Here is a 26522-nt window from a genome sequence, read left to right as displayed (position 1 = left end):
AGTCCCGAATGGCAGATCGAAGCCTACGTGGAATGAGGCTCGGTGCTCAGAGCCTGCAGAGCGAAGAGGGCGTCGCCTTCTCCGCGCGCGCCAGCTACAACTACGTGTGTTCCAGCTGCGGACGCGAGACCACCATGGTCTTCGCCGCCGAGGCCGAGGCCCCCGAGACCTGGGAGTGCCGCTACTGCGGTCACGAAGCCACCCTGCTCGTCGACGACAAGCCCGTCGAGGTCGACCGCGCCGAGGCCAAGGCCCCGCGCAGCCACTGGGACATGCTGCTGGAGCGCCGCACCGAGGCCGAGCTCGAAGAGCTGCTGCAGGAGCGCCTGACCTACCTGCGCTCCCGCCGCGGCCAGGAGCAGATCGGCGCCTAGAGTCTGAACGACGTCAGGGCCGGGTCCGGAAGGACCCGGCCCTTTCTCGTACCCAGCACCAGCGCCAGGCATCCGATCAGCCCTGCCGCCCCCAGCGTCGCCGCGCCGATCTCGACCCCCGAGCCGATGACGACCGCCGGGGTCACGCCGCTCGAGAGCGGCACGTCCGCGACCAGGCGACCCGGCGTGTAGGCGGGGATCGACGCGATCGTGTGCCCGTCGGGCGCGATCACCTGACTCGTGCCGACCGTCGAGATGTTGACCACAGAGCGGTCGGCCTCGACGGCGCGCATGCGCGCGATCGCGAGCTGCTGCACGTTCTCCTCGGTCTGCCCGAAGTCGGCGTTGTTGGTCTGCGCGAGGATGAGCTGCGCTCCCCCGTTGATCATCTGCGGCAGCTGCCGGTCGTCGATGATGTCGAAGCAGATCGAGATGCCGGCCTTGATCCCGTCGATGCTGAACACGTTCGGCCGCGTGCCCGGCGTGTAGTCACGCTGCACCAGATCGACGAGCGCGGGCGCGATGGCGTGGAAGACGCTGCGGTACGGGATGTATTCGCCGAACGGCACCGGCAGCTGCTTGTCGTACTGCGCGAGCTTGCCGTCGCTGCCGTCCCACAGCAGCGAGGAGTTGAACGTCTTCTTCCCGTCCTCCGTGATGGCGCCGACCACGAGAGGCGCGTCGAGCGCATTCGACAGGGCGCTCAGCGTGCTCGCACTGCTCCGGTCGGCGAGCGGGTTGGCGTCGGCGGCGCCCTCTGGCCACACGACCATGCTGTAGGGCCCCTTGCCGATGAGGGGAACGGTCGCCTTGATCTGCGCGTTCTCGACGTCGCCGTACTGGTGCGGCTCGAAATAGCCGGCCGGCCCGTCGCCCTGCACGGCGGCGACGCGGGTCGTGCCGTGCGCGGCGCTCGGCCAGGCGGGCACGGATGCCACGGCCAGCGCCGCCACGACCGGGATGAACGCCCGCGTCACACGCTTCAGGCCCACCTCCTGCACACAGGCGAGCGCAAGCGCCGAGAGCCACACCAGCAGGAAGGTGAGCCCCGAGACGCCGACCCACGCGACGAGATGGGTGAACGGGCTCTGCGACTGGGTGTAGGCGACGCGGCCCCACGCGAAGCCGGTGAACGGCCAGTGGTTGGTCTGCAGCTCGCGCAGGGTCCACAGCCCGGCGATGATCAGCGGCAGCGCGACGACCCGGCCGAAGACGCCGGGCAACGCCCGGGGCACCCAGCGGTACGCGAGGGTGTAGAGCAGCGCGCCGAGCGCCCAGAACGCCGCCTCGGTGATCGAGAGCGCGAGCCACGGGATCGGGCCGAGGTACAGCGCCGTCCAGTAGATGTCGGAGATGTAGAACGCGAGGCCGCCGACGAACCCGACGAGGAGCGCGCTCCAGGCGCGGCGCCCCTGCTGCGCGAGCAGCAGCAGGGCGACCCCAGGGAAGACGAGGGGCCAGATGTAGTGGTCGGGGAACGCGCCGTCGAAGAGCACTCCCCCGGCGGCGGCGCTGAGGAGCGCCGCCCACAGCGGGAGGCCGCGCAGCCGCCCGGTCACCGCGCCGCCGCTCGTGCGGAAGGGATTCCGCGCGACACGCCGGGGCAGGCGGCCCGACACGCCGTCAGGCGGTGAATCGATCTTCCGCAGCATCCGTCGCCCCGCTTACCCGACGCTCGAGTAGGCGACGATCCCGCGGCGCACGGCGTCGAGCGCCTGCCGGGCGGTGCGGCCGAGCTCCCCGTCGGCGACGAGGGAGAGCTGGTCGAGCAGGTCGATGGTCTGCTTGGCCCAGCGCACGAAGTCGCCTGCGGCGAGCTCTGCCTGGTCGAGCACGCGCTCGAGGCTCTGACCGCGCGCCCACGCGTGCATGGCCGGTGCGAGCCCGATGGCGAGCGGGTCGCTGCCCTGCAGCCGGTGCTCGCGCTCGAGGTCGTCGAGCTCGGCCCACAGCCTCTGGGTCTTGTCGAGCGCCTGGCGGAACCGCCCCTTCGGCAGCAGGTGCTCGGGAAGCTCGACCTCTTCTCGCCGCGGCTCGAAGACGAGCGCGCACGCCATGGCGGCCAGGCTCGGGGCGTCCAGCCCGTCCCACAGGCCGTGCCTGAGGCTCTCGGCGACGAGCAGGTCGCGCTCGCCGTAGATGCGCCTCAGCCGCCGGCCGTGCGGCGTGAGATGCACCTGCCCATCCTCACCGACGCGCAGGTAGTCGATCGCGATGAGCACCTCGCTGACCCGGTCGAACACGCGCGCCACGGCGCCCGTGCGGCTGCGGATCTGCGAGTTCAGCTGGTCGGTCTCGCGCTTCAGCCGCCACCACCGCTCGGCCCAGCGGGCGTGCTGCTCGCGCTCGGCGCAGCCGTGGCACGGATGCCGGCGCATGCGCTGCCGGAGATCGGCGAGCTCGCGCTGCACCCGGGTCTTGGCCGCAGCCGACTGCCCCTGCATCTTGGAGTTCTGCTTCTCGAGGTCGGAGACCTGGCGGCGCAGCGCCGCGTACTCGGCGAAGTCGCCGAGGTGGCACTGCATGGCGTCCGCATAGCCCTTCAGTGACTCCTCGCGCTTGCGCACGGTGCGCGCCAGGTCGACGACGGCGCGGTCGGCCTGGAACTGTGCGAAGGACGACTCGAGGATCTCGCGGGTGCGCTCGCGCCCGAACTGCTCGATGAGGTTCACGGCCATGTTGTAGGTGGGCCGGAAGCTCGAGTTCAGCGGGTAGGAGCGCCGGGATGCCAGCGCGGCGACGGCCTGCGGGTCGAGCCCGTCCACCCACTGGATGACCGAGTGCCCCTCGACGTCGATGCCGCGGCGCCCGGCACGCCCGGTGAGCTGGGTGTACTCCCCCGGCGTGATCGGCACCCGCGCCTCGCCGTTGAACTTCTCGAGCTTCTCGAGCACGACCGTGCGTGCCGGCATGTTGATGCCGAGGGCCAGCGTCTCGGTGGCGAAGACGACCTTGACGAGCTTGCGCTGGAAGAGCTCCTCCACGACCTCTTTGAAGGCGGGCAGCAGCCCCGCGTGGTGCGCGGCGACGCCGCGCTGCAGCCCCTCGAGCCACTCCCAGTAGCCGAGCACCGCGAGGTCCTCGTCGAGCAGCGTGCGGGTGCGCTCCTCGACGATCTGGCGGATCTCCTCACGCTCCCAGGCTTCGGTGAGGCGGATGCCTGCCCGCAGCACCTGCTGCACGGCCTGGTCGCATCCCTTGCGGCTGAACACGAAGAAGATGGCGGGGAGGAGCCTGCGCCCGTCGAGCAGGCTCACGAGCTCCGAGCGGTCGAGGCGGAAGCCGTGCCCGGAGAACCGGCCGCCGTGGCGCCGGCCCCTGTCGACAGCGGCGCGACCGCCGGACGGCCGCCCGCCCGAGCGCGCGAGCTGCACGAGCTCGGGATTCACCTTGATGGCGGAATCCCGACCTGCGCCTTCGAACAGGTCGACGAGCTTCGAGCGCACGAGCACGTGCTGCTCAAGCGGCACCGGCCGCTCCTCGGAGACGACGACGTCGGTGTCGCCGCGCACGGCCTGCAGCCAGTCGCCGAACTCCTCGGCGTTGCTCACGGTCGCCGACAGCGACACCAGCTTGACCTGCTGCGGCAGGTGGATGATGACCTCTTCCCACACGGCACCGCGGAAGCGGTCGGCGAGGTAGTGCACCTCGTCCATCACCACATAGGCGAGGCCGGGCAGCAGGTCGGAGTCGGCGTAGAGCATGTTGCGCAGCACCTCGGTCGTCATCACGACGATGCGGGCATGCGAGTTGACGTTGGTGTCGCCGGTGAGCAGCCCGACATCCTCGGTGCCGTAGCGCTCGGCCAGCTCGTTGTACTTCTGATTCGACAGCGCCTTCATCGGCGCCGTGTAGAACACCTTCTGGTTCGGCGTCGACATCGCGAGGTGCACCGCGAACTCGGCCACAGCGGTCTTGCCCGCGCCGGTGGGCGCCGCGACGAGCACGCTGCGGCCCGCCTCGAGGCTCGCGCAGGCATCCAGCTGGAACGGGTCGAGGTCGAAACGCAGCAGCGACCGGAATTCGTCCAGCCGGGGCGACCGGGAGCGGGTCTTCGACGCCGCGTACCGCTCGGAGGGCGAGAGCTGGTCGGTCACCCGTTCATGCTACGTGCCGGTGCTGTGCGGTGAGCTGCGCGTCAGGTGGCGAGCTCGGCATCCAGGTTCGCGGCGGCACGGTTCTTCCGCTTGTCGTGCACCCACGTGAACGCGGCGGCCGCGAAATACAGCAGCACGAGCGGCACCGCCAGGATCAGCATCGAGACGACATCGGTCGACGGCGTGGCGAGCGCCGCGAAGATGATCGAGCCGAGGACCGCCCAGCGCCACGCCTTGATGATCGAGGCGGCAGAGATGATGCCCATCATGTTGAGCAGCACGATGAACACCGGCGTCACGAAGGCGACACCCACGGCGAGGATCAGCTTCAGCATGAAGGTGAGGTAGTCGCCCGCATTCAGGATCGACGCGTCCTGCTCGGGCGCGAAGCTCGCGAACAGTGTCACGATGTGCGGCGCCACATACCAGCCGAAGGCGCAACCGCCGAGGAAGAGCGGCACCGCGGAGAAGAAGAACCCGAAGATGTACCGCTTCTCCTTGCCGGTGAGCCCGGGCGTGAGGAAGGCGAAGATCTCGTACAGCCACAGGGGCGACGAGATGACGAGCCCGATGTACAGCGTCAGCTGCATCCGCAGGTCGAAGGCGGCCGTCAACGACGGATAGTTCAGCGTCGCGTTCCGGCTGTCGGCGAGCGCGTGGATCGGCGCGCTCAGGGCGTCCCACACGAACGGCTGCAGAAACCAGCCGCCGATCGCCGCCACGATGATTCCGGCGGCGGCGATCATGGCGCGGTTGCGCAGCTCGATCAGGTGCTGACCGAGCGACATCCGCCCGTCGGGATCTTTGGCGGCGCGCCCGGCCTTCGCGGCGGTGGCGCTCACGGATTACTTCTTGTCGTCAGCGGCGGTGCTGGACGGCTTGCGCTCGGCAGCGGCGTCGTCTTCGGCGCTCGGCTCGTCTTTCATGGTCTTGACTTCACGGCGGAAGATGCGCACGGACTGGCCGATGCTCTTCGAAACGGCCGGGAGCCTCGTTGCCCCGAACAGCAGCACGATGATCACGAGGATGATCAGCAGGTGCCATCCGCCTAGGTCGCGAAGAAAAGGCATTTTCGTTCCTTGTTTTGCGGGAGTGTGAGGATGCCTGGTGCGGGCATCCCACGCAGTCTAACCGTGTTCTGCGCGAGCGGTTCGATACCGTTCGACACCGGCCTGCGCCCAGGCGGCCACAGCCGTCCGCGCCTCGGGCGGGCCCACCACCGTGAGCAGCCCCGGCATGGTGCCGGCCAGCCGCTTCAGGCTGTGGAAATGGGCGACGCGGATGCTGGTGCGCACGAAGCCCTCGCCGTCGGGCACGAGCTTCGAATCGTCTGAGAGATACTCGGCGAACCCGGGGATCGCGCTCGTCGCGAGCCGCACCTCGACCACGAGATCCTCCGCGCTGGGGTCGAAGAGCGTCTCGGAGAGGGCGATCTCGTCCGGCGTGTGCTCGGCCGGGGCATCCGTCGCCGTCACGTCGTTCATGCGGTCGACGCGGAACACGCGCACGTCACGGCGCAGGTGGCACCAGCCGCGCAGGTACCAGACGTCGTCGCGGCTCTCGAGGCGCAGCGGGTCGACCGGGCGGCGCTCGAGCTCGCCGCGGCCGTTCAGGTAGTCGAACTCGAGACGGATGCCGCGGGCGAGCGCGTCGCGGACGACATCGAGCCCGGCATCCGTCACTCCCCGGTCGATCGCGACGGGCGGCGGCGTGGCGGACGCGCCGCGTGCGAGCTTCGCGATCAGGCCGGCGAGGGCCTCGGTGTCGGTCGTTCCGGGAATCGCCTGCAGGTACTGCAGCCCTGCGATCAGGGCGGCGGCCTCGCGAGCGGAGAAGCGCGGGGCGTCGTCGATGACGACCCGGTTCGTGATGAAGATGCGGCCGTCGTCGTCGAGCGCGTCCCAGTCGATGTCGAACAGGTCCTCAGGGCCGTAGGTCTTCGTCGTGCCGGGCACACCCATGCCCGTGATGCGCTCGACCTGCGCCTGCATCTCGTCGGGGGTGAGACCGAAGTGGGCGGCCGCCTCCGCCACCGGGACGCCGGGGTGGTCGATGAGGTACGGCACGACCGAGAGCAGGAACGCGAGCCGGTCGGCGGCGTAGGCGGGACGGGGGCTCATGCCGTCTCCTGCGCCCGATGCGCCCAGGCGGTGGCCTCGAGCCGCGAGACGACGGCCTGCGCGAGCTCGATCGGCTCGATGACGGTCGCCTCGGGGCCGTAGCCGGCGAGCTCGTCGGCCAGCAGCGTGAGATCGCTGTAGTGCACGATCAGCAGCCGGCCGTCGGGCGTCGTGCCGCCGTAGCGCCGGCCGAGGCGGATCGCGGCGTCGCTGCCCGGCTCGACCGCGACGGTCGCCGTGTTGCGCTCCCAGAGCCGCTCGAGCTCGGCGAGCGCCTCTGCGCTGTGGTCGCCAGGAGGCGGCTCGAAGCGCTCGTGCGTCGAGACGACGTCGCCGACGATGCGCGAGAGCAGGAAGGTGAGCTTGTGCTCGCGTGCGCCGTACGGCACCGCGTCGAGTCCCATGAACAGCCACCGGCCGCGGAACTGGAACAGCGCGAGCGGCTTGATCGTGTGCTGGCGGGCGACGCGGCGGCCGGGGCGCAGGTAGGGGAAGACCACGGTCTCGTGGCGTTCGATCGCCTGCGTGAGCGGGGCGAAGGCCGGCTCGAGCTGCTTGAGCCGGGGCGCGTAGCCGAGCATCGAGCCGTCGGGCTCGATCCCTGCCGCACGGAGCTTGATCATCGCGCGGCGCATATCGCCGGAGAGGGACCCCTCGCGCCAGACCGTGCCGGCGAGCTGCAGCAGCGAGAGCTCGGTCGGCGTGAAGGTCACGTCATCGGGGAGCTCGTAGTCGCCCTTGGAGACGCGATAGCTCTGCAGCTGGTTGTTGCCCTGCTGCCCCGGCGCGTCCACTGTCTCCAGCGGCACGCCCAGCTCGCGCAGGGCGTCCTTGTCGCGCTCGAACTGCCGCTCGAGGTTCCCGTTGTCGCCGTTCGGCGTGTACTTCTGGTGATACCCGTCGACCGTCGAGAGGATCTGCTCTTTCGTCAGCCCCTGCTCGGTCGCGAGCAGCGCGAGCACAAGCGCGAACTGCCGCTCTTCGGGCGGGACGATACGGGGCATATGCCCCAGCCTATTTGGCCTATTGCGCAGCGGCGGCAGGGACACTGCCGAGGATGTCGACGACCGTCACGGACGCGTTGCCGTCTTGGCTCTTGCTGGCCGGGGTCAGCACGATGATCTGCGAGCCGATCTTCTGGCCGATGAGCTCCTTCGAGAGGACGCTGCCGTCGCTGAGGGTCTGCAGCGTGGCTGAGCCGTTCTCCCACGTGCCTGTCGCGCTCGTCGGGTCTGACCAGTTGACGATCTGCGTCTGCACGATCAGCGCGTCGGTCTTCTTCACGACCTTGCCGTCGCCCTGCCGCAGCACCGCCGACTGGACCTTCTTCGGCTCGGGGTGCGAGCCGATCACGATTCCGGGCTGTCCGTTCGGGGCCAGCACCACGGTCGGGAAGCCGGCCGGCGGAGTGCGGCGGCTGCCGGTGGCGCGGTTCGGGAAGGCGTCCTTGACGTCGACGATGGCGGCGATCGACGAGCCCTCCGGGGCGTTGAACTGCGCGGCCTGCTTCGGCGGGATCACGACGGCGAGACGCGAGCCGACCGTGGCGCAGCCGATCGCGCCGGCGAGACCCGCGCCGAGCGCCTTCGACGTCACCGGGACGAAGTTCGCGGACGTCTCGGCCCCCATCTGGCCGCTCGCGCCATCGAACAGGGTGAGGTACACCTCGGCGACGCCGCCGTCACCGACCTTCTTCCCATCGCCCTGGATCAGGGTGGTCGACTGCGCCGTCTTCACGTTGAGGGGCGAAGGCACCTTGGCCTCAGGGTTCTTGCCGAAGCCGCCGGTCGCCCTGATCGACTCGGAGCCGCTGCCGCTCTTCACGTCGCAGGCGGCCGAGGCGCCGATGGAATTGCCGGCGCAGCCGGTGAGGGCGGTGCCTGCGATGACGGCGAGGGCGATCAGGGCGGGAAGGGAACGGCGCACGGGTGCTCTTTCGATGGACGGGCTCGTGGTGGCGGACGACACTCTAGTGGAGAGAGCTATGGCGTCTCTTCGGGGTCGGCATCGGGGCTGGTCTCGTCGCCGAGTCGGGCGTCGGCGATGCGCTGGGCCTCGCGGGCCTTCTTGCGCAGCACCTTGGAGCTCTTGCCGCGCTCGCCGAGCGCCCCGGGCGTCCACAGCTCGACGTCCTCGTCGGTGTAGCTCTTCTTGCTGGCGCGGCGCTTGAGCTCGGGCAGCTCGGCCCCCGGTGAGAGGCGCCGGGCCGTGATGAGGAATCCCGTGTGGCCGACCATGCGGTGGTCGGGGCGCACGGCGAGCCCCTCGACGTGCCAGCCGCGCACGATGGTCTCGTCGGCGTCAGGGTGCGTGAAGTGCCCGGTGTCGCGGATCGCCTCGGCGACGCGGCTCAGCTGTGTCACCGTCGCGACGTAGCAGAGCAGCACTCCCCCGGGCTTGAGGGCGGTCGCGACAGCCTCGAGCGGCTCCCACGGGGCGAGCATGTCGAGCACCACCCGGTCGACCGTTCCCTCTGCGAATGCGTTCGGCAGGGCATCCGTCAGATCCCCGACCGTGATGTCGAAATTGGCCGGCCGGTACCCCAAGAACCCGGCCACATTGCCCATGGCGATGTCGGCGAACTCCTGGCGGCGCTCGAAGCTGGCGAGCCGGCCCTCGGCGCCGATGGAGCGCAGCAGCCAGAGCGAGAGCGCGCCGGAACCCACTCCCGCCTCGACCACCGTCGCGCCCGGGAAGATGTCGGCCTTCGCGAGGATCGCGGCGGCGTCCTTCGGGTAGACGATCGCGGCGCCGCGGGGCATCGACATGACGAAGTCCTTGAGCAGCGGCCGCAGCGCGAGGTGCAGGGCGCCCGTCGAGTTCGCGACGACCGTGCCATCGGGCTGGCCGATGACGTCGTCGTGCGCGATGAAGCCGCGCTCGGTGTGGAACTTCTCGCCGGGCTTCAGCGTGATCGTGTTCATGCGGCCCTTGGGGCCGGTCAGCTGCACGCGGTCGCCGGCGCGGAACGGCCCGCTGAAGGCCAGGGTGCCGACGGGGGTCTCGGTCATGCCTGCGGTGCTTTCTCTGCGGCCAGAGCGCGCAGATCGGCGAGCGTGCGCCCCTTGAGCGTCGGCCAGATGGTGTGGTCGCCCGTCTCGGGCAGCGGCACCAGATGCGGCACGCCGATCGCGACGGTGCCGGCGGCGACCGCGGCGGCCAACCCGCCGAGCGAGTCCTCGATGGCGACCGCATCGGATGCCGGAACGCCGAGCCGCTGCGCCGCCGTGAGGTATGCCTCGGGGTGGGGCTTCGGGTTCTCGACCTCGTCGCCGGAGACGATCACGTCGAACGGGTTGAACGGGATGTAGCTCGCGATCTGCTCGGCCATGCGGCGGAAGGACATGGTGACGAGCGCGGTCTTGACGCCGGCCTCGCGCACTTCGCGCAGCAGTTCCTGCGCGCCGGGGCGCCAGGGCACGCCGACCTCGGCCAGCTGTTCGGTGACGCGGTCGGTGAGCTTCTCGATGATGGTCGCGATGTCGAGGTCTACTCCCCGCGACTGCAGCACCGCGGCCGAGACCTCGAGGCCGTTGCCGACAAGGGTCAAGCCGTCGTCATGGGTCCAGGTGCCGCCCCAGGAGTGCACCAGCTCGGACTCCGCCGTCATCCAGTACGGCTCGGTGTCGACGATCGTGCCATCCATGTCGAAGAGGACGGCCGCGGGGAGCTGGGTCACGGGTCTCGAGTCTATCGGGGACCCAGGTCGCACCGGGCGTGCGGAGCCACCCGGGCCTATCCTGGTGAGACGCAATCTGAGCTACGGAAGGGCGAGGTGGCGTTTGACTGACGGCGCAGACGACAAGGGCATCCTGAACGGTCGAATCCTGGTCGTGGCCTTCGAGGGCTGGAACGATGCGGGCGAAGCGGCCACCGGCGCGGTCAGAGCCCTGAAGGACGTGCTCGACGTCGTGCCCCTGCATGAGATCGACCCAGAGGTCTTCTACGACTTCCAGTTCACGCGGCCGATCTCGAAGTTCGACGACGAGGGCAAGCGCATCCTGCAGTGGCCGGGCGCCGTGCTCTACGGGCCGTCCGAGCCGGGCAGGCGGCCGCGCGCGCTCGCCGAGGACGCCGAGCTCGGCATCACGGGTGATAACGCCGGCAACATCTACCTGCTGCTCGGCACCGAGCCGTCGAGGGCGTGGAAGGCCTTCGCCGGGGAGCTGATCGACGCCGCGCTCGCCGCGGACGTCGACGCGATCGTCTTCCTCGGCGCCCTGCTCGCCGATGTGCCGCACACGCGGCCGATCTCGGTGGGGGCGACCAGCGACAACGCGGCGGTGCGCCGCGAGCTGTCGCTGGAGCGCTCGACGTACGAGGGGCCGACCGGCATCCTGGGGGTCCTCGGGCATGCGGCCGAGGCAGTCGGCATTCCGACGATCTCCATCTGGGCATCCGTGCCCCACTACGTGCACAACGCGCCGAGCCCGAAGGCGACGCTCGCCATCATCGACAAGCTCGAGGAGCTCGTCGACGTGACGATCCCGCGTGGCGAGCTCGTCGAGGAGTCCGCCGAGTGGGAGCGCGGCATCGACCAGCTCGCCGGCGAGGACGAGGACATGGCCGCCTACATCGAGCAGCTCGAGCAGGCGCGCGACACGGTCGACTCCCCCGAGGCGAGCGGCGAGGCGATCGCGCAGGAGTTCGAGCGCTACCTGCGCCGCAACCCCGACGGGCGGGACGGCCGCGACGGGGGCACCGCGGGCGGCGGCGGCCCGTCTGAGCCCTGGCGCCCCAGCAGCTGAGGCGGCTCGCTCTCCGGTCTCGCTGCCCATCTCACGCCCAGCGGAAGGGATTCGGGCGCGCGGTCGGCGTGTCGTCGGGCTTTTCGCGGCGCGCCGTCCAAATCCCTTCCGTTGAGGGCGCGCAGCTGCCGCACCTCGGCGATCGTCCGCTCGACCACCCCCTGAATGACCGACCAGTGCTCATCGATCAGGGCAGGGTCCGCGATGAGGACACGGATGCCCCAGGCTTCGGTTCCGAGGTCGCGGTAGTAGTCGTCGCTGCGGCTGTCCTCGTGATCGCGGCCGTTCGTCTCGAGGGCGATGATGTTCTCGATGAGGTTGTCGACGTGTCCGACGCCGGGCACGTACGCCTGCGGCTCGACGTGATAGCCGAGCCGGGTGAACCGCAGCCGCACCTTGGTCTCGAGCCCCGATTGAGCGCGGAATTCGGTGTCGACCTCGCGAAGGACTTTTCGCAGGCGCTTCGGTGCCGATGCGATCAGCTCGAGGGCTGCTTCCTTCGTGAGCTTGGTCAGGTGAACCGCAGACTCGATCGCGGCGATGAGATCGTCGGGCGGCAGACAGTCCATCGCCTGCCGCAGGGCATCGAAGACCGAGACGTAGAGTTTGTCGCCGCGCCTTCTCGGGCGCAGCCAGTGCGCGACCACTCGTCGTCGGGTGGCACGAAGGCGCTGAGTCGTCCTGCCACCGGTGCCGGGAAGACGAAGGTGAAGGTGTCCCTTGACGTCGCCGACCCAGATCTTGTCGGCGCGGAGTGCGCTGGCGCAGTCGATCCTGCCGCTGCACGAGACGGCGACCATCTCGTCTGAGCTGAGGTGGGCGCAGGCATACCAGCCTCGGCGGGGTTGGTAGCACAGGGGGTTCGTGCGGAGCGCGGCGATCTCTCGTGGGCCGAATCCACGTCGGCGCAGCTCGGCGAGCGAGGCGATGTGGCCGAGTGCGCACAGCGGAGTCTGCATCAGGCGAGTGTGACCGGCGCAGCGGGGTGGCGCCGGGCGCCGGACTCTGTTCTGTGGAGATCTCCGCCGAGTTGGCGCCTGTGCTGGTCGAGCCATCGGAAGGGATTCGGGAGCGGGCTCGGCGTGTTGCTGACGACACGCCGGCATGAGAGCCGAATCCCTTCCGCTGGCGGGGAGAGGCGGGGCGGGCGGGGTGCGGACGTGCGCTGCGTCAGAGCTTGATGCCGAGGAGCAGGTGGATGCCTGCCCGCAGCTCGGGCGACAGACCGCCGGCCGCGACCGCGGCGTCGACGACCGCCAATGCGGCGGGGGTGTCGAGGTCGCGGTGCAGCGCCTCGCGCAGGGCGGCGAGCGACGCGCCACCGTCGTCGGCGATCGGCGCGGCCTGCCAGCGCCCGAGGCGCGCGAGCGCGTCGGGCAGTGAGGCATCCGTCCACTCCCAATCATCGCGGTAGTGGTGGGAGAGCAGCGCGAGACGGATGCCGCGCGGGTCGGCCCCCCTGGCCCGCAGCTCGCTCACCTTCACCAGATTGCCGAGCGACTTCGACATCTTCTCGCCCTGATAGGCGACCATGCCCGCGTGCGCATATAACTGTGCGGCCGGCTCGCCGGTGAGCGCAGAAGCGTGCGCCGCGCTGAACTCGTGGTGCGGGAACAGCAGGTCGGAGCCGCCGGCCAGCACGGTCGCCGTGTCGCCGAGCTCGTCGAGGGCGATGACGGCGCACTCGATGTGCCAGCCAGGCCGGCCGGGGCCGACGGGTGAGTCCCACCAGGGCTCTCCGTCGCGGCGGGCGCGCCACAGCAGCGGGTCGAGCGGGTCGCGCTTGCCGGCGCGGTCTGGGTCGCCGCCGCGTTCGGCGAAGATCGGCAGCATCTCGTCGGGCGCGAGCCGGCTCTCCTGCCCGAGGCTCCAGGGCGACACGTCGGCGGCCGCGGTGGCGTCGAAGTAGATGTCGTCGTCCACACGGTAGGCGAGCCCCTGGGCGAGCAACTCGGCGACGGCGACGGCGGTCGGCTCGATGCGTTCGGTCACCGCGACATATGCGTCGGGGGGAATGACTTCGAGAGCGGCCATATCCGCGCGGAATCCGTCGATCTCCGTCGCCGCCAAGTCGCGCCAGTCGATGCCGTCGCGCGCCGCCCGCTCGAGCAGCGGGTCGTCGACGTCGGTGATGTTCTGCGCGTACCGCACTGCGAATCCCGCGTCGCGCCAGAGGCGCTGCAGCGTGTCGAAGGCGACGTAGGTGTTCGCGTGCCCGAGGTGCGTCGCGTCGTACGGCGTGATGCCACAGACGTACAGGGTCGCCGTCTCGCCCGCGGGCGCCGCTGTGACCAGGGCGTCGCTCGCGCTGTCGTACACGAGCGGCGCCAGGCCGCGGCCGAGCACGTCGGGAAGCTCAGGCTGCGGCCACGCCTGCGCCATCAGTAGCTCGCCAGCAGGTCGGCGAGAACCGCGCGGCCGAAGGTGAGCGCGTCGAGCGGCACACGCTCATCGATGCCGTGGAACAGGGCCGGGAAGTCGAGCGTGGCGGGGAGCTTGAGCGGGGCGAATCCGTACCCCCTGATGCCGAGCGTCGACAGCGCCTTGTTGTCGGTGCCGGCGGGCATCAGGTACGGCAGCACGGGCACGCCGGGGTCGTGGCGCTCGATCACGGCACCGATCGCGTCGACGAGCTCGCCCGTGGTCGGGTTCTCGAGTCCGGTGTCCTTCACGACGAGCTCGATGCGGACGTTCTCGCCGATGAGCTCGTCGATGAGCCTGAGCACCTCGTTCTCCTGCCCGGGCAGGGGGCGGATGTCGAGGCGGGCCTCGGCCCGCTCGGGGATGACGTTCGACTTGTAGCCGGCGGTCAGCATCGTCGGGTTGGCGGTGTTGCGCAGGGTCGCCGTGATGAAGCCGGCAGCGGAGCCGGTGCGGAGCACGAGCTCGTCGGGGCCGAGCTGCTGGGGGTCGGTGCCCAGGATGCGGGCAAGTTCGGCGATGAGCTCACTCGTCGTCTCGGTCAGCTGCACCGGGAACTCGAGGCGGCCGATCTTCGCCACCGCTTCGGCGAGCTCGGTGACCGCGTTGCGCTTCACGAGCCGCGAGCCATGCCCGGCGGGCGCCTCGGCGACGAGCTTCGCCCAGATCATCGCCTTCTCGCCCGTCTGCAGCAGATAGGCGGGCTTGCCTTCGATGTCGATCGAGTAGCCGCCGACCTCGCTGATCGCCTCGGTGGCGCCGGCGAAGAGCTCGGGGTGCTCGCGCGCGAGGAAATGCGAGCCGAAGCCGCCGCCGTTCTCCTCGTCGGCGAAGAACGCGATGACGAGGTCGCGCTCGGGCTGGCCGCCGTCCTTCAGCACATCGCCGAGCGCGGTGAGCATCATCGCGTCGACGTTCTTCATGTCGACGGCGCCGCGGCCCCACAGCATGCCGTCCTTGATCTCGCCGGCGAACGGGTCGACGCTCCACTGCGTGGGGTCCGCGGGAACGACGTCGAGGTGGCCGTGTATGACGAGGGCCGGCTTCGCGCTGTTCCGGCCGGGCACGCGCGCGACGACGCTGGTGCGCCGGGGCGCAGAGTCGAACAGCTGCGGCGTGAGGCTTAGCGCTTCGAGCTTCGCAGCGACGTATTCCGCGGCCTCCGTCTCGCCCTTCGACTTCCCTTCGCCGTAGTTCGTGGTGTCGAAGCGGATCAGCTCGCTCGCGATGAGCGCGGTCTCGTCGGGTTCGGGGCGCGCGAGGTCGGTCATGTTCTTACGCTAGCCGGTGCGCGAAGGGGTCTTCGCAGAGGGCCCGGGTGAACGGGTCGTCCTTGAATCCGTGCTAAGGTTTTTCTTCGGCGGCCTGAGAGATTCGGCAGCCGGAAAGTGCGCGCGGGTGGCGGAATAGGCAGACGCGCTAGCTTGAGGTGCTAGTGCCCGTATTAGGGCGTGGGGGTTCAAGTCCCCCCTCGCGCACAGTGTGATCAACACGAGAAGAACCCCTGGGCGACCAGGGGTTCTTCTCGTTAAGTGGCTCAGCTCAGGGCGTTCAGCACGCGGTCTGCCTCGCGTGCGGCATCCGTATTCACCACTCCCGCGCGCGAGCCGCGCAGCTTCGCCTGGATGTGCTCGTCGACCGTGACGTCGCTGTAGACGCGCGGGTGCGCGTCGTCGACGAAACCGGGGAGCGGGCCGACCGTCGCCTCGGCGTCACCGTCGAAGAAGTAGGCGGCCGAGCGGCGGCGCTGGATCGTCCCGATGCCGTCGACCACGTGGATCGGCGGCTTGACGCGGTGCAGCGTCGACAGCCACTGCTCGTTGGTGAGCCGCGTGGTGAGGTCGCCGAGGTTGATGAGCAGCGCCCCGTCGGCGGGGCTCACGTCGTGCCACTCGCCGCCGTGCAGCACCTGCAGACCCTTCGCCTGGTCGGCCCACAGGATCGTCACGATGCCGTAATCGGTGTGCTCCCCCATGCCGATGAAGTCCTCGTCGAGCTCGACCGTGGTGCCGTCGGGCAGGGCGTAGTTGTTCATGCGCAACACCTCGATGGGGTGCGCGGCGAGGGCCTCGATCGTGCCGGGCAGGAGCCCGAGCGCATCGTCGAAGATCGCGACCACGGTGCGGGCGACACGGCCCGCCTCTTCCCGCCAGGCGTCGATACGCTCGCGGAAGCCCGCAATCTCTGGCCACGTGTTCTCCGCGTAGTGCTCGGCGAGCAGCGCGATATCGGGATAATCGGATGCCGCGGAGCCCACGTTGAACGCCTCGAAGAAGTCCTTCATGCGGGTCTCGGACTGCACGCCGAGGCTGAGCGCCAGCGTCTCCGACTTCGGGGCTGTGTAGCCGCGGTTCTCCGCAGCGGGGCGCACCCACTGCTTCTTGGTCTCCAGCGGCAGCGCGAAGAAGTCGTCGATGGCGCTGGCGAGGCCGTCGGCGGCCGCAGGGTCTACGCCGTGGCCGGTGATCTGGATGAAGCCGACCTCGCGGCAGGCTGCGTCGACCGCGGCCGCGACGGCGGCCTTCTCGGCGGTCGTACCGGCTGCGACGTACGGAGTGATGTCGACGGTGGGGACTTCGAATGTGCTCATGATGGTTCTCCTTCGCGTGGGCGTGACGGTGACCGCTCGGAGGTGTCCGCTTTCCCGGCCGAAGGGCCTCGCTGTCATGTTGAACTCGAGCGTTCCCACACTATGTCGGCCCGGGTTTCCTGCGGGTTACGGCGTGCCCGTCTGGGGATCAGCGGCGCGATGATGCCGCCGAGCACGAGCGCCAGCCCGAGCAGCTGGCGCACCCCCAAGGCGTCTCCGGCGAGAAAGACGCCGAGAAGGACGCCCGTCACCGGGTTCAGGAGGCCGGCGAGGCCGACGGCGTCCCCGCGCAGGTGCCGCAGCGCCGCGAACCACGCGACGTAGGCGACGGCCGTCGCGATGACCGTCACGTACGCGTAGCCCGCGAGCGCGCGTGCGTCGACGGCAGGCGGCGGGCCCTCGACGATCGCGGCGGCCGGTAGCAGCATCAGGCCGCCGGCCGTCAACTGCCATGACGTCGAGGCGAGCAGGCCGACCTCGTCGTTCCACCGCTTGCCGAGGATGAAGCCGAACGAGGACATCAGCATGGCGGCGACGGATGCCGCGACGCCGGTGCCGCTCACGGGCATCCGCCCGCCCCAGAGCATCACGCACACCCCGGCGACGCCGACGACGGCGCCGGCGAGCCGCACGCCGCTCGGCCGCTCCCCCACGATCAGCCAGGCGATCAGCGCGAGGGCGACCGGCGAGCTCGCCATGATCGTCGACGCGAGGCTCGTCGGCAGCAGCTGCGCCGCGGCGTACACCAGCACGAAGAAGGCGCCGACGTTCAGGATGCCGAGCACCGCGCTTTTCCACCACCATGACCCGTGCGGCATCCGTCGTACGAACGCGAGCAGCACGAGACCCGCCGGCAACGCGCGGATCGCCGCGCCCCAGAGCGGATCGGGCGGCAGGAACTCGCGCGTGACGAAGTACGTGCTGCCCCAGGCGATCGGCGCGATCGCGGCGACGGGCAGCCACCGCTTGATATCTTCCATGGAAGTTAAAATAGCTTCCCCGAAAGGTATATTCCTGTCCATGGCGAAGTTCGAAGACAGAGTCGCGCAGATCCAGGCCGAGTGGTCGCGCGAGCGGCCCGAGCTCGACACGAGCGCGATGGGCGTCATCGGCAGGCTGCACCGGCTCGCGGCCCATCTCACCGACGAGCTCACCGCCGAATACCGTCGGCACGGGCTCGCCGAAGGCGACTTCGATGTGCTCGCGGCGCTCCGGCGCGCGGGCGCGCCGTTCGAGCTGAGCGCGGGGCAGCTCGCCGAGTCGACCATGATCACGACCGGCGGCATGACGAAGCGCCTCGACCGGCTCGAGAAGGCGGGGCTGGTCACGAGGCGGCCGAGCGAGGCGGACGGCCGCGGCCGCGTCATCGGGCTCACCCCGCACGGGCGCGAGGTGATCGACGCGGCGGTTACCGCGCACACCGCCAACGAGCAGCGGCTGCTCGCGCAGGTGCCCGAGCGCGATCGCGCCTCACTCGAGGCCGCGCTCGCCGCGTGGCTCGCGCACTATGAGTCGTAGAGGGCGTTGCGTCGCCGCGTCCGGCTCCGAGATCTCGACACCGGCGCCAGGACCGGTGACGTGACGGTGCGCCTTACGTCGCGGTGATGACCCCGAAGGCGAGCAGCAGTGCGACCACGATCGCGACCGCGACGCGGTACCAGATGAACACCGTGATCGGGTGACGCTGCACGAGGCGCAGCAGCCACGCGATCGACACGTAGGCGACGATCAGGCTGACGATGGTGCCGACCGCGGTCGCGCCCCAGCCGACGGTGGCCGAGATGTCGCTGGCCGAGGTGGCGGCCTCGAAACCGCCCGCGGCGATCAGCGCGGGAATCGACAGGAAGAAGGAGATGCGAGTCGCGGCGACGCGATCCAGCCCCCGCAGCAGGCCGGCGCTGATGGTGGCGCCCGAGCGGGAGACGCCGGGCACGAGGCTGAAGCACTGCACGATGCCGATGAAGATGGCATCCGTCAGATTCATCTTCGCTTCGCTGCGCTGTTTGAGCGCGACGCGCTCGGCGAACCACATGACGGCGCTCCAGACGACGAGCGCCACGACCACGACCCACAGATTGCGCAGCGGCCCCGAGATGAAGTGGCGGCCGAGCAGGCCGACGATGCCGATCGGGATCGTGCCGAGGATCACGAACCAGGCGAGGCGGTAGTCCTGCCCGCGCGCGTTGCGGTTCGCGAGCCCGCGAAACCAGGCGGCGACGAGCCGCACGATGTCTCGCCAGAAGTAGATGATGACGGCGATGATCGCCCCGACCTGGATGATCGCGGTGAAGGCCGTCACGCCCTTGTCGTTGACCTGCAGCCCGAGCAGCTTCTCGACGATCGTCAGATGCCCCGTGCTCGATACGGGCAGGAACTCGGTGATGCCCTCGACGAGGCCGAGGATGATCGCTTGCAGGAGATTCACGCGGGGATCCTTTCGGGTGCTCTGTGAGAAAGGGCACAGGCGGACAGGTTATCGGGCCGATCCGCCTTCAACCGAGTTCGTCGAGCGCCTCACGGCAGGTGCGGAACACCCGGCTGCCGCCGAGCAGGCCGTGGTGCTCGAGGTCGACGCGCAGCACCGCGCGCGCTCGGCAGTAATCGACGGAGATGCCGCGGTCGGCGAGCTCGGCGAGTGCGCGGCGCAGCACGGCGGCGCCCGTCGCGTCGATCCCGGTGATGGCTTCGCCATCGAGGACGAGGTGACGGATGCCGGGGCCGGCGTCGTCCGACACGAAGCGGATGCCCCGGGCGAGCGCCCCCGCCGTGGTCGCGTTCATGGGCGCGGCCAGGCGCACGATCACGATGCCGGGCGCTGTCGCGCGCGGCGGCGGGGCTCCGGCGCGCAGCGAGGCGATGGGGCGCCCGTCGGCGTCGATGACGTCGAGCGGAGGGGCGGATGCCGCGAGCAGCAGCCGCAGCAGCCCGAGTGCCGCCGCCAGCGCGAGCCCCCACAGTGGCCCGAAGGCCAGCGTCGCCGCGAACACGAGGAGCGCGAGCAGGAACTCCCCCTTCGAGACGCGCCAGAGCGTGCGCGCCTCGCGCAGGCGCAGCAGCGGCCAGGTCGCGACCGCCGCGATGGCGCCGAAGGCGGGCGTCGGCAGGTCGCCGAGGAAGCCGCCGCCGAAGACGACGCCCACCAGGATCAGCAGGGCGGCGACGAGCGTCGGCAGCTGGGAGCGCGAGCGCAGCTCGTCGAGCCGGGCACGTCGGGCGGGCGACGGACCGATCGTGACGCCGCCCGAGACGCCGCTCGCGGCGCTGGCGAGGCCGTAGACGATGCCGTCGCGCGCGCTCGCCGGCTGGTAGCCGGGGTCCTCGTGGTGATGCAGGGCGAAGGCGGCGAACGCGATGACGACGGCGCCGGGCACGAGGGCGAGCCAGTCCCCCGCGGTGAGGAGCGGCACGCCGAACGACGGTCGGCCGCCGCCGACATGGCCGACGGTCGCGACGTCGTGCCCGGCGAGCTCGAACACCCGGTAGCTCGCGAACCCGGCGAGGTAGACGGCGAGCTCCCAGGGCAGTCGGCGGGCGATCCGACGGCCGACGAGCAGCACCACGAGCGCCCCCGCCGCGACCGCGATCGCCCAGACGTTCGCGGTGTCGAGCCGGGCGACGAGGGTGCCGGCGTGCTGCGGGAAGCCGTCGGCTGCGGCATCCGTCACGGTCCTCGCCAGCCGGATGCCGAACATCTCCGCGATCTCGCGCACGAGCAGGTCGAGGGCGACGGCCGCCGAGAATCCGATCAGCAGCGGCCGGGGCAGCAGGACCGTCATGCGGCTGAGGCGGAAGACGGCGATGACGGCGTAGGCCGCCGCGGCGACGAGCGCCTGCGCGGCGGCGAGCTCGGCGTAGTGCGCGGTGCCGGGGCGCGCGAGCGGGGTCAGCGTGGCCGCGATGAGCGCGACGACGACCGCGTCCGGGGCGGCCGTGAGACGCCCCGTTGCGGCGAAGAAGGCGAAGACGATGCCGGGGATGATGAGCGCGTAGAGCCCCGTGGTGGGCGGCAGCCCGGCGAACTGGGCGAAGGCCATCGCGACCGGCGCCGACATGGCGGCGAGCGGGATGCCCATGAGGGCCTCGCCGCGCCAGGTGGCCCGGGTCGCGCCCGCCAGCAGTGCCATGGTGCCCATTCTGGCGGTGCCGGCGACTCCGTGTCGGAGGCACGTGGAAGACTCGTGAGCGCTTGCTGGGTGTTCGAGGAGCGTTCGATGTGATCGGATTCCTCATCTTGACAGATTCGAATGAGACTTCGAACATGGAGAGGTGGGGAACGCCGTTCGATCCGATGCTCTCGAGAAAGGCAGTGTCTTTGAGAAGGCGCAGGCCGATCTCGAGCGCATCCGCGAGCTCAGGTCGCGCATCTCCGGAATGGAGCGCACCCGGCTCGACACCCGTGCCCTGCCCACGCTGCCCGCCTTCCTCTCGCTGCTGCCCGGCGGGGCGCTGCAGGCGGGCGCGGTGTATTCCGTCGCCGGCTCGATGACCCTCACGATGGGGCTGATGGCGGCCGCGAGCGCCGACGGGGCATGGTGCGGGGTCGTCGGCGTGCCCGAGTTCGGGGCAGAGGCCGCGGCGCACTTCGGCATCGAGCTGGGCCGGCTCGTGCTTGTGCGCGAGCCCGGGCGCGCGTGGCTGTCGGTCGCCGCCGCGCTCGCCGACGCGCTCACGATCGTGGTCGTGCGGCAGGGCGATCGGGTGAGCGATACGGATGCCGCGAAGCTGGCCGCCCGCCTGCGTCAGCGCGGCGCCGTGCTGATCTCGCTGCTGCCGCAAGGGGCGCCCGCATGGCCGGGGTCAGAGGCGACGCTCGCCATCACCGAGAGCCGCTGGGTCGGCATTGGGCGCGGGCACGGCTACCCGCGCGAGCGGCTCGTCACGGTGCGCTCCGAGGTGCGCTCCGGCCGTCCACGGGTCGCGCGGCTGCGACTGCCCGGCGACTATGGCCATGACGCGCAGCCGACCGCTGCCGTGCCTGCTCTGCGGTGGGAGCGGGTCTCGTGAGCGGGGGCGATGCCGGGCAGGCGCTGACCCGGTCGATCGTGCTGTGGTGCCCCGACTGGCCGATCAGGGCGGCGCTGCTCAAATCGCCGGGTCGAGCCGGTCCAGACCACCCCTCGATCACGGGCGACAACGCGATCGCATTGATCGAGAAGGGGCTTGTGTTCGCCTGCTCGGCGACGGCGCGCGCCGCGGGCGTGCGACGCGGGCTGCGCGTGCGCGAGGCGCAGGCGCGCTGCCCGGAGCTCGTGGTGCTGCCCTATGACCCGCAGGCCGATGCGCGGTTCTTCGAGCCGATCCTCGCCGCCGTCGAGCAGACCGTGCCCGGCGTGCAGCCGATCAGGCCCGGAATGTGCGCCCTGCGCTCGCGCGGGCCGGCCCGGTACTACGGCGGCGAGGCCGAGGCGGCCGAAGTGCTGCTCAGGGTGCTCGCCGAGCACGGGGTGCCCGATGCGCGCGCGGGCATTGCCAACGGCCCGTTCGCGGCGGAGCAGGCGGCCAGGCATCCGTCTGCCGATCCTCTGCTCGTTGTGCCCGAGGGCGGCTCCCCCGCCTTCCTCGCTGCGCTGCCCGTCGAAGTCATGGGCGACGAGGCCTTCGCGGCACTGTGCCGCCGGCTCGGGCTGCCGACGCTCGGTGCGCTCGCGGGCATGGGCGTCGACGATCTCTCCGAGCGCTTCGGCCCGACCGGCGCGCGCGTGCACGCCCTCGTCACGGGCCGCGACGCGCAGGTCGTCGTGCCGCGGGCTCCGCAGCGGGCGCTCGAGCGGCGGCTCGCCTTCGACGAAGGGGTCGATCGCGTCGACCAGCTCGCCTTCGCCGCTCGCCAGACCGCCGACGACGTGATCACCGGGCTCACCGCGGCGAAGCTGGTGGCGACCGCGGTGACGGTGACGATCCTGACGGAGGACGGGGCGGAGAGCTCGCGCACCTGGCTGCATCCGCGCTGGTTCACCGCCGTCGACCTCGTCGACCGGCTGCGCTGGCAGCTGCAGGGCGCCGGCCCGGGCACGGGCGCGCTCGCGGCGCCGGTCGCGCAGGTGGTGTTCTCGCCCGAGAGCGTCGACGCGGCGCATCACCACGAACAGGGGCTGTGGGGCGACGCGCCCGACGAGCGGGTGCACCATGCGCTGTCCCGCGTGCAGAGCATGCTCGGCCACGATGCCGTCGTGACCGCCGAGATCGGCGGCGGCCGGCTGCTCGACGACCGGCAGGTGCTGGTGCCGTGGGGTGACCGCTCCCCCGCGGGCACGGCCGAACGGGCCGGGCAGCCGTGGCCCGGCGCGCTGCCCGACCCCCTGCCTGCGACGGTGTTCCTGCCGCGGGTGGCCGTCGCGCTGCTGACGGAAGAGGGCTCGCCTGTGTCGGTCACCGATCGCGGGCTCGTCGACGGCGAGCCCGCTCTGTTCGCCGCCGCGGCCGGGGCGCGCCCGATCGGCTCGCATGCCGAGGCGCTGCGGCTCGCCCGGCCCATCGGCGGCTGGGCCGGCCCGTGGACGGTCGACGAGCGCTGGTGGGACCGGGCGGCCGCGCGCCGGGTGCACCGCTTCAACGTCGTCGATGCCGACGGCATCGCCTGGCTGCTGCTGTTCGACGGGGAGTCCTGGCTTGCCGAGGCGCGCTATGACTAGAGGTTCGTATGGGCTTCAATAACCCGGCGATGCCGTGGTCCGAGTTCGAGCGGACGCTCTCTGCTCGTCCAAAACCTGGTCGCGCCCGGCCCGATCAGCCGGACGAGCTGGTCGAGCGGCCGGGCTCGCGGAGGCGCGAGCCGATCGAGGCGCAGCCGCTCACGCTCGACGACGGGCCTCTCGTGCCCTACGCCGAGCTGCACGCGCACTCGCATTACAGCTTCCTCGACGGCGCGAGCTCGCCGGCGGAGCTGCTGCGGGAGGCGGCGCGGCTGCGGCTCTCCGCCCTCGCCGTCACCGACCATGACGGGTTCTACGGCGCGGTGCAGCTGGCGGAGGCGGCGGCCGCCTACCGAGACCACGCCGAGGTGAAGACCGTGTTCGGCGCCGAGCTGTCCCTCGGGCTCTCCGCCCCGCAGAACGGCGCAGCCGACCCTGAGGGAACGCACCTGCTCGTGCTCGCGCGCGGGCAGGCCGGCTACCACGCGCTCGCCGGAGCGATCACCGAGGCGCAGCTCGCCGAAGGAGCGGAGAAGGGACGGCCGATCTATGAGCTCGGCGCGCTGGCCGAGGCATCCGCAGGTCGGTGGGCAGTACTGACCGGATGCCGCAAGGGCGCCGTCCGACAGGCGCTGGTCTCCGCCGACGGGGGCACGGATGCCGCCGCGTGGGAGCTCGACCGGCTCGTCGACCTGTTCGGCACAGGCAACGTCGTGGTCGATCTGTTCGACCACGGCGACCCGCTCGCGAGCTCCTACAACGATGTGCTGTACGAGCTCGCCGAGAAGCGCGGGCTGCCGGTCGTCGCGACGGGGAACGTCCACTACGCGACTCCGCAGGGTCGGCCGCTCGCCACTGCTGTCGCGGCCGTGCGCGCCCGGCGCAGCCTCGACGAGCTCGACGGCTGGCTTCCGGCTGCGGGCAACGCCCACCTGCGCAGCGGGGCCGAGATGCAGCGGCTGTTCGGGCGGTACCCCGGGGCGATCGAGACGACGGTGGAACTGGCATCCGATCTCGCCTTCGAACTGAACAGCGTGAAGCCGGGGCTGCCCGAGCAGGAGGTGCCGGAGGGGCACACGCAGATGAGCTGGCTGCGCGAGCTCGTGCGGCTCGGGGTCGAGGAGCGCTACCCGGAAGGGCGGCGTCCGGCGCCTCTGGCCGAGATCGAGAAGCGCCTCGAAGACGAGCTCGCGGTCATTCAGAAGAAGGACTTTCCCGGCTATTTCCTGATCGTGCACGACCTTGTGCGAGAAGCCCGCGCGCGGGGCATCCTGTGCCAGGGACGCGGCTCGGCCGCCAACTCGGCCGTCTGCTACGTGCTCGGCATCACGGCGATCGACGCGATCCGCTACCGGCTGCCGTTCCAGCGTTTCCTGTCCCATCTGCGCGACGAGGAGCCCGACATCGACGTCGACTTCGATTCGCGGCGGCGGGAGGAGATCATTCAGTACGCCTTCGAGAAGTACGGGCGGCGGAATGCCGCCCAGGTCGCCAATGTGATCAGCTACCGGCCGAAGGCGACCCTGCGCGATATGGCGAAGGCGCTCGGGTACTCGGCGGGGCAGCAGGATGCCTGGAGTAAGCGCATCGAGGACTGGGGAGGCGGTGTCTCGGCCGATGCCGACGGCATCCCCGAAACGGTTCTCGGGCTTGCGCGTCAGCTCAGCAAGGCACCGCGCCACCTCGGCATCCACTCGGGCGGCATGGTGCTGACCAAGCGGCCCGTCGGAGAGATCTGCCCGATCGAGCACGCGCGGATGGAGGACCGCACCGTGCTGCAGTGGGACAAGGGCGACGTCGAGTGGATGGGGCTCGTCAAGTTCGACATGCTCGGCCTCGGCATGCTCGAGGCGCTGCAGTACATCTTCGATCTCGTTCGCGACGGCGTCGGCGAGGAGTGGAGCCTCGCGCGCCTGCCGAAGGAGGAACCTGCCGTCTACGACATGCTGTGCCGGGCGGACGCGGTCGGGGTGTTCCAGGTCGAATCGCGCGCGCAGCTGGCCACGCTCCCCCGCTTGCAGCCCCGCCGTTTCTACGACCTCGTCGTCGAGGTCGCCCTGATTCGCCCGGGCCCGATCCAGGGCGGCGCGGTGCATCCGTATCTGCGGCGACGGGAGCGGCTGCGCAACCCTCAGGGCGGTGCCGGCGACCCCGTGAGCTATCCGCACCCGCTGCTCGAGTCCGTGCTGAGGCGCACCCTCGGGGTGCCGCTCTTCCAAGAGCAGATCATGCAGATGGCGATGGCCGTCGGCGGCTGCTCACCCGAGGACGCCGATCTGCTGCGCCGCGCGATGGGCTCCAAGCGCGGGGTCGAGAAGATCGAGTCGCTGAAGAAGAAGCTCTTCGCCGGCATGGCGGAGAACGGACTCACCGGGCAGGCGGCCGATGCCATCTACGAGCAGATCCAGGCCTTCGCCGACTTCGGCTTCGCCGAGAGCCACTCGCTCAGCTTCGCGCTGCTCGTCTACGCGAGCTCCTGGCTCAAGCTGCACTACCCCGCCGCCTTCCTCGCCGGGCTGCTGCGGGCGCAGCCGATGGGCTTCTACTCTGCGGAGACCCTGGTCCGCGATGCGCGGCGCCACGGGGTCGAGGTCCGCGGCGTCGACCTTGCCCGCTCTGGCGTGCACGCGAGTCTCGAGCCGCTCGACGAGAAGGGTCCATGGGGTGAGGCATCCGTGCCCCGCCCGGGAATCACGGGGATGGATGAGTGCCTGGGCTGGCACGAGGCCGGAGGGAACCCTGAGGATGTCGAGGAGGGCACGCCGTTCGACCCGACGCGCCCCGACGAGAGCGCCGCGCATCGCCGCGACGGCCGCTTCGCCGTGCGGCTCGGGCTCGCCGGGGTGCGGTCGATCGGCGAGAAGGTGGCCGAGCGCATCGTCGCCGCGCGCACGGAGGGCGGCCCCTACCTCGATCTGCATGACCTCGCCCGTCGCGCGCGGCTGAGTGAGCCGCAGCTCACCGCCCTCGCGGCGGCGGGCGCCTTCCAGTCGATGGGGCTCGGGCGGCGCGAGGCGCTCTGGCAGGCGGGCTCGGCGGGGAAGGAGCGCGCCGACTACCTGCCCCACACCGCGGTCGTCGTGCAGCCTCCGCTGCTGCCGGCGCCCAGCGAGGAGGACCGGCTCGCCTACGACATCTGGGCCATGGGCCTCTCCCCCGACGACCACCCGATGCGCTATCGCCGTGAGGCGCTGCGGGCGGGAGGCGTGCTGAGCGCCGCCGAGCTGGGGAGCGCGGATTCCGGCAGCCGCGTGTTCGTCGGCGGGGTCGTCACCCACCGGCAGCGCCCCTCGACGGCCTCCGGCATCACCTTCCTCAACCTCGAGGACGAGACCGGCATGGTCAACGTCATCGTCTCCGCGGGGGTCTGGAAGCGGCATCGCCGCGTCGCGCGCGAGGCGCAGGGAATGGTCGTGCGCGGCATCCTCGAGCGCAGCCCCGAGGGCGTCGTGAACATCGCCGCTGACCAGCTGCAGCTGCTCGAGCTCCCCGTCGCGATGACGTCCCGCGACTTCCAGTGACGGGTGCCGGCCGGCTCGG

General features: G+C 70.8%; 22 protein-coding genes and 1 tRNA gene. 7 read left to right on the top strand and 16 right to left on the bottom strand.

Annotated features, from left to right (window positions below; translation table 11 throughout):
- Nucleotides 1–8: 8 nt before the first annotated feature.
- A complete protein-coding gene (locus tag ABD708_RS07480; RefSeq protein WP_344752860.1) occupies nt 9–374 on the top strand; it encodes an RNA polymerase-binding protein RbpA in 366 nt (121 codons plus the stop codon).
- Here the strand turns inward: ABD708_RS07480 and lnt are convergent.
- Genes lnt through ABD708_RS07435 form a run of 9 tightly spaced genes read right to left on the bottom strand, consistent with a single transcriptional unit; the run spans nt 371 to nt 10270 of the window.
- The gene (gene lnt / locus ABD708_RS07475) at nt 371–2026 is read right to left on the bottom strand and encodes an apolipoprotein N-acyltransferase (RefSeq protein WP_344752857.1); all 1656 of its coding nucleotides are present in this window, start codon (nt 2024–2026) and stop codon (nt 371–373) included. The genes ABD708_RS07480 and lnt overlap by 4 nt on opposite strands.
- 12 nt (nt 2027–2038) lie before the next feature.
- Nucleotides 2039–4471 (bottom strand): DEAD/DEAH box helicase, encoded by a 2433-nt coding sequence (locus ABD708_RS07470; RefSeq protein ID WP_344752854.1) that lies wholly within the window; start codon nt 4469–4471, stop codon nt 2039–2041.
- A gap of 41 nt (nt 4472–4512) precedes the next feature.
- A complete protein-coding gene (tatC, locus tag ABD708_RS07465; protein WP_344752851.1) occupies nt 4513–5313 on the bottom strand; it encodes a twin-arginine translocase subunit TatC in 801 nt (266 codons plus the stop codon).
- A 3-nt stretch (nt 5314–5316) separates the two neighbouring features.
- Nucleotides 5317–5541 carry a twin-arginine translocase TatA/TatE family subunit gene (gene tatA / locus ABD708_RS07460; protein ID WP_344752849.1) on the bottom strand — a complete coding sequence of 75 codons (225 nt, stop codon included), beginning with the start codon at nt 5539–5541 and terminating at the stop codon, nt 5317–5319.
- 57 nt (nt 5542–5598) lie between these two features.
- On the bottom strand, nt 5599–6591 hold the full coding sequence (locus ABD708_RS07455) for a helix-turn-helix transcriptional regulator (protein WP_344752847.1): 993 nt from the start codon (nt 6589–6591) through the stop codon (nt 5599–5601).
- Complete coding sequence (locus tag ABD708_RS07450; RefSeq protein WP_344752845.1) at nt 6588–7595, bottom strand: helix-turn-helix transcriptional regulator; 1008 nt, start codon at nt 7593–7595, stop codon at nt 6588–6590. Before ABD708_RS07450 ends, ABD708_RS07455 begins: the two co-directional genes overlap by 4 nt.
- Nucleotides 7596–7614: 19 nt before the next feature.
- Nucleotides 7615–8517: a hypothetical protein gene (locus tag ABD708_RS07445; RefSeq protein ID WP_344752843.1), complete on the bottom strand. Its 903-nt coding sequence runs from the start codon at nt 8515–8517 to the stop codon at nt 7615–7617.
- A gap of 56 nt (nt 8518–8573) precedes the next feature.
- Nucleotides 8574–9602, bottom strand: a complete 1029-nt coding sequence (locus tag ABD708_RS07440) for a tRNA (adenine-N1)-methyltransferase (RefSeq protein WP_344752841.1) — start codon at nt 9600–9602, stop codon at nt 8574–8576.
- Nucleotides 9599–10270, bottom strand: coding sequence for an HAD family hydrolase (locus ABD708_RS07435; RefSeq protein WP_344752839.1), 672 nt, complete (start codon nt 10268–10270; stop codon nt 9599–9601). The genes ABD708_RS07440 and ABD708_RS07435 overlap by 4 nt, the downstream gene beginning before the upstream one ends.
- 103 nt (nt 10271–10373) lie before the next feature.
- Between ABD708_RS07435 and ABD708_RS07430 the strand changes: the two genes are divergently transcribed.
- Complete coding sequence (locus ABD708_RS07430; protein ID WP_344752837.1) at nt 10374–11339, top strand: PAC2 family protein; 966 nt, start codon at nt 10374–10376, stop codon at nt 11337–11339.
- On the opposite strand, the gene ABD708_RS07425 is transcribed toward ABD708_RS07430, so the two are convergent.
- From ABD708_RS07425 to ABD708_RS07415, 3 genes are all read right to left on the bottom strand, one after another.
- On the bottom strand, nt 11246–12298 hold the full coding sequence (locus ABD708_RS07425; protein ID WP_344752835.1) for a hypothetical protein: 1053 nt from the start codon (nt 12296–12298) through the stop codon (nt 11246–11248). The two genes, ABD708_RS07430 and ABD708_RS07425, sit on opposite strands and share 94 nt — an antisense overlap.
- 211 nt (nt 12299–12509) lie before the next feature.
- Complete coding sequence (mshC, locus tag ABD708_RS07420) at nt 12510–13721, bottom strand: cysteine--1-D-myo-inosityl 2-amino-2-deoxy-alpha-D-glucopyranoside ligase (RefSeq protein WP_344752833.1); 1212 nt, start codon at nt 13719–13721, stop codon at nt 12510–12512.
- A complete protein-coding gene (locus ABD708_RS07415) occupies nt 13721–15031 on the bottom strand; it encodes a M20/M25/M40 family metallo-hydrolase (RefSeq protein ID WP_344752831.1) in 1311 nt (436 codons plus the stop codon). The genes mshC and ABD708_RS07415 overlap by 1 nt, the downstream gene beginning before the upstream one ends.
- A 121-nt stretch (nt 15032–15152) precedes the next feature.
- On the opposite strand from ABD708_RS07415, the gene ABD708_RS07410 reads away from it, so the two are divergent.
- A tRNA-Leu gene (locus ABD708_RS07410) sits at nt 15153–15238 on the top strand.
- A gap of 59 nt (nt 15239–15297) precedes the next feature.
- Here ABD708_RS07410 and ABD708_RS07405 read toward each other — a convergent pair.
- Complete coding sequence (locus tag ABD708_RS07405) at nt 15298–16350, bottom strand: isopenicillin N synthase family dioxygenase (RefSeq protein WP_344752829.1); 1053 nt, start codon at nt 16348–16350, stop codon at nt 15298–15300.
- A gap of 74 nt (nt 16351–16424) precedes the next feature.
- A complete protein-coding gene (locus ABD708_RS07400; RefSeq protein ID WP_344752827.1) occupies nt 16425–17330 on the bottom strand; it encodes a DMT family transporter in 906 nt (301 codons plus the stop codon).
- A 40-nt stretch (nt 17331–17370) separates the two neighbouring features.
- Here ABD708_RS07400 and ABD708_RS07395 point away from each other — a divergent pair, with 40 nt between their 5' ends.
- Nucleotides 17371–17868, top strand: a complete 498-nt coding sequence (locus tag ABD708_RS07395) for a MarR family winged helix-turn-helix transcriptional regulator (RefSeq protein WP_344752825.1) — start codon at nt 17371–17373, stop codon at nt 17866–17868.
- Between the two features lie 73 nt (nt 17869–17941).
- On the opposite strand, the gene ABD708_RS07390 is transcribed toward ABD708_RS07395, so the two are convergent.
- Both ABD708_RS07390 and ABD708_RS07385 read right to left on the bottom strand, forming a co-directional pair.
- Complete coding sequence (locus ABD708_RS07390) at nt 17942–18775, bottom strand: undecaprenyl-diphosphate phosphatase (protein ID WP_344752823.1); 834 nt, start codon at nt 18773–18775, stop codon at nt 17942–17944.
- A 67-nt stretch (nt 18776–18842) separates the two neighbouring features.
- Nucleotides 18843–20474, bottom strand: coding sequence for a SulP family inorganic anion transporter (locus tag ABD708_RS07385; protein WP_344752821.1), 1632 nt, complete (start codon nt 20472–20474; stop codon nt 18843–18845).
- 142 nt (nt 20475–20616) lie between these two features.
- Between ABD708_RS07385 and ABD708_RS07380 the strand changes: the two genes are divergently transcribed.
- Genes ABD708_RS07380 through ABD708_RS07370 form a run of 3 tightly spaced genes read left to right on the top strand, consistent with a single transcriptional unit; the run spans nt 20617 to nt 26503 of the window.
- A complete protein-coding gene (locus tag ABD708_RS07380) occupies nt 20617–21354 on the top strand; it encodes a hypothetical protein (RefSeq protein WP_344752819.1) in 738 nt (245 codons plus the stop codon).
- On the top strand, nt 21351–22982 hold the full coding sequence (locus ABD708_RS07375) for a Y-family DNA polymerase (protein ID WP_344752817.1): 1632 nt from the start codon (nt 21351–21353) through the stop codon (nt 22980–22982). Before ABD708_RS07380 ends, ABD708_RS07375 begins: the two co-directional genes overlap by 4 nt.
- An 8-nt stretch (nt 22983–22990) precedes the next feature.
- A complete protein-coding gene (locus tag ABD708_RS07370; protein ID WP_344752815.1) occupies nt 22991–26503 on the top strand; it encodes an error-prone DNA polymerase in 3513 nt (1170 codons plus the stop codon).
- Nucleotides 26504–26522 lie beyond the last annotated feature (19 nt).

Source organism: Gryllotalpicola koreensis (assembly GCF_039538185.1).
Lineage (GTDB): Bacteria > Actinomycetota > Actinomycetes > Actinomycetales > Microbacteriaceae > Gryllotalpicola > Gryllotalpicola koreensis.
Note: the sequence above shows the minus strand (reverse complement) of the source record. Positions and strands in the feature narration are given on the sequence as shown.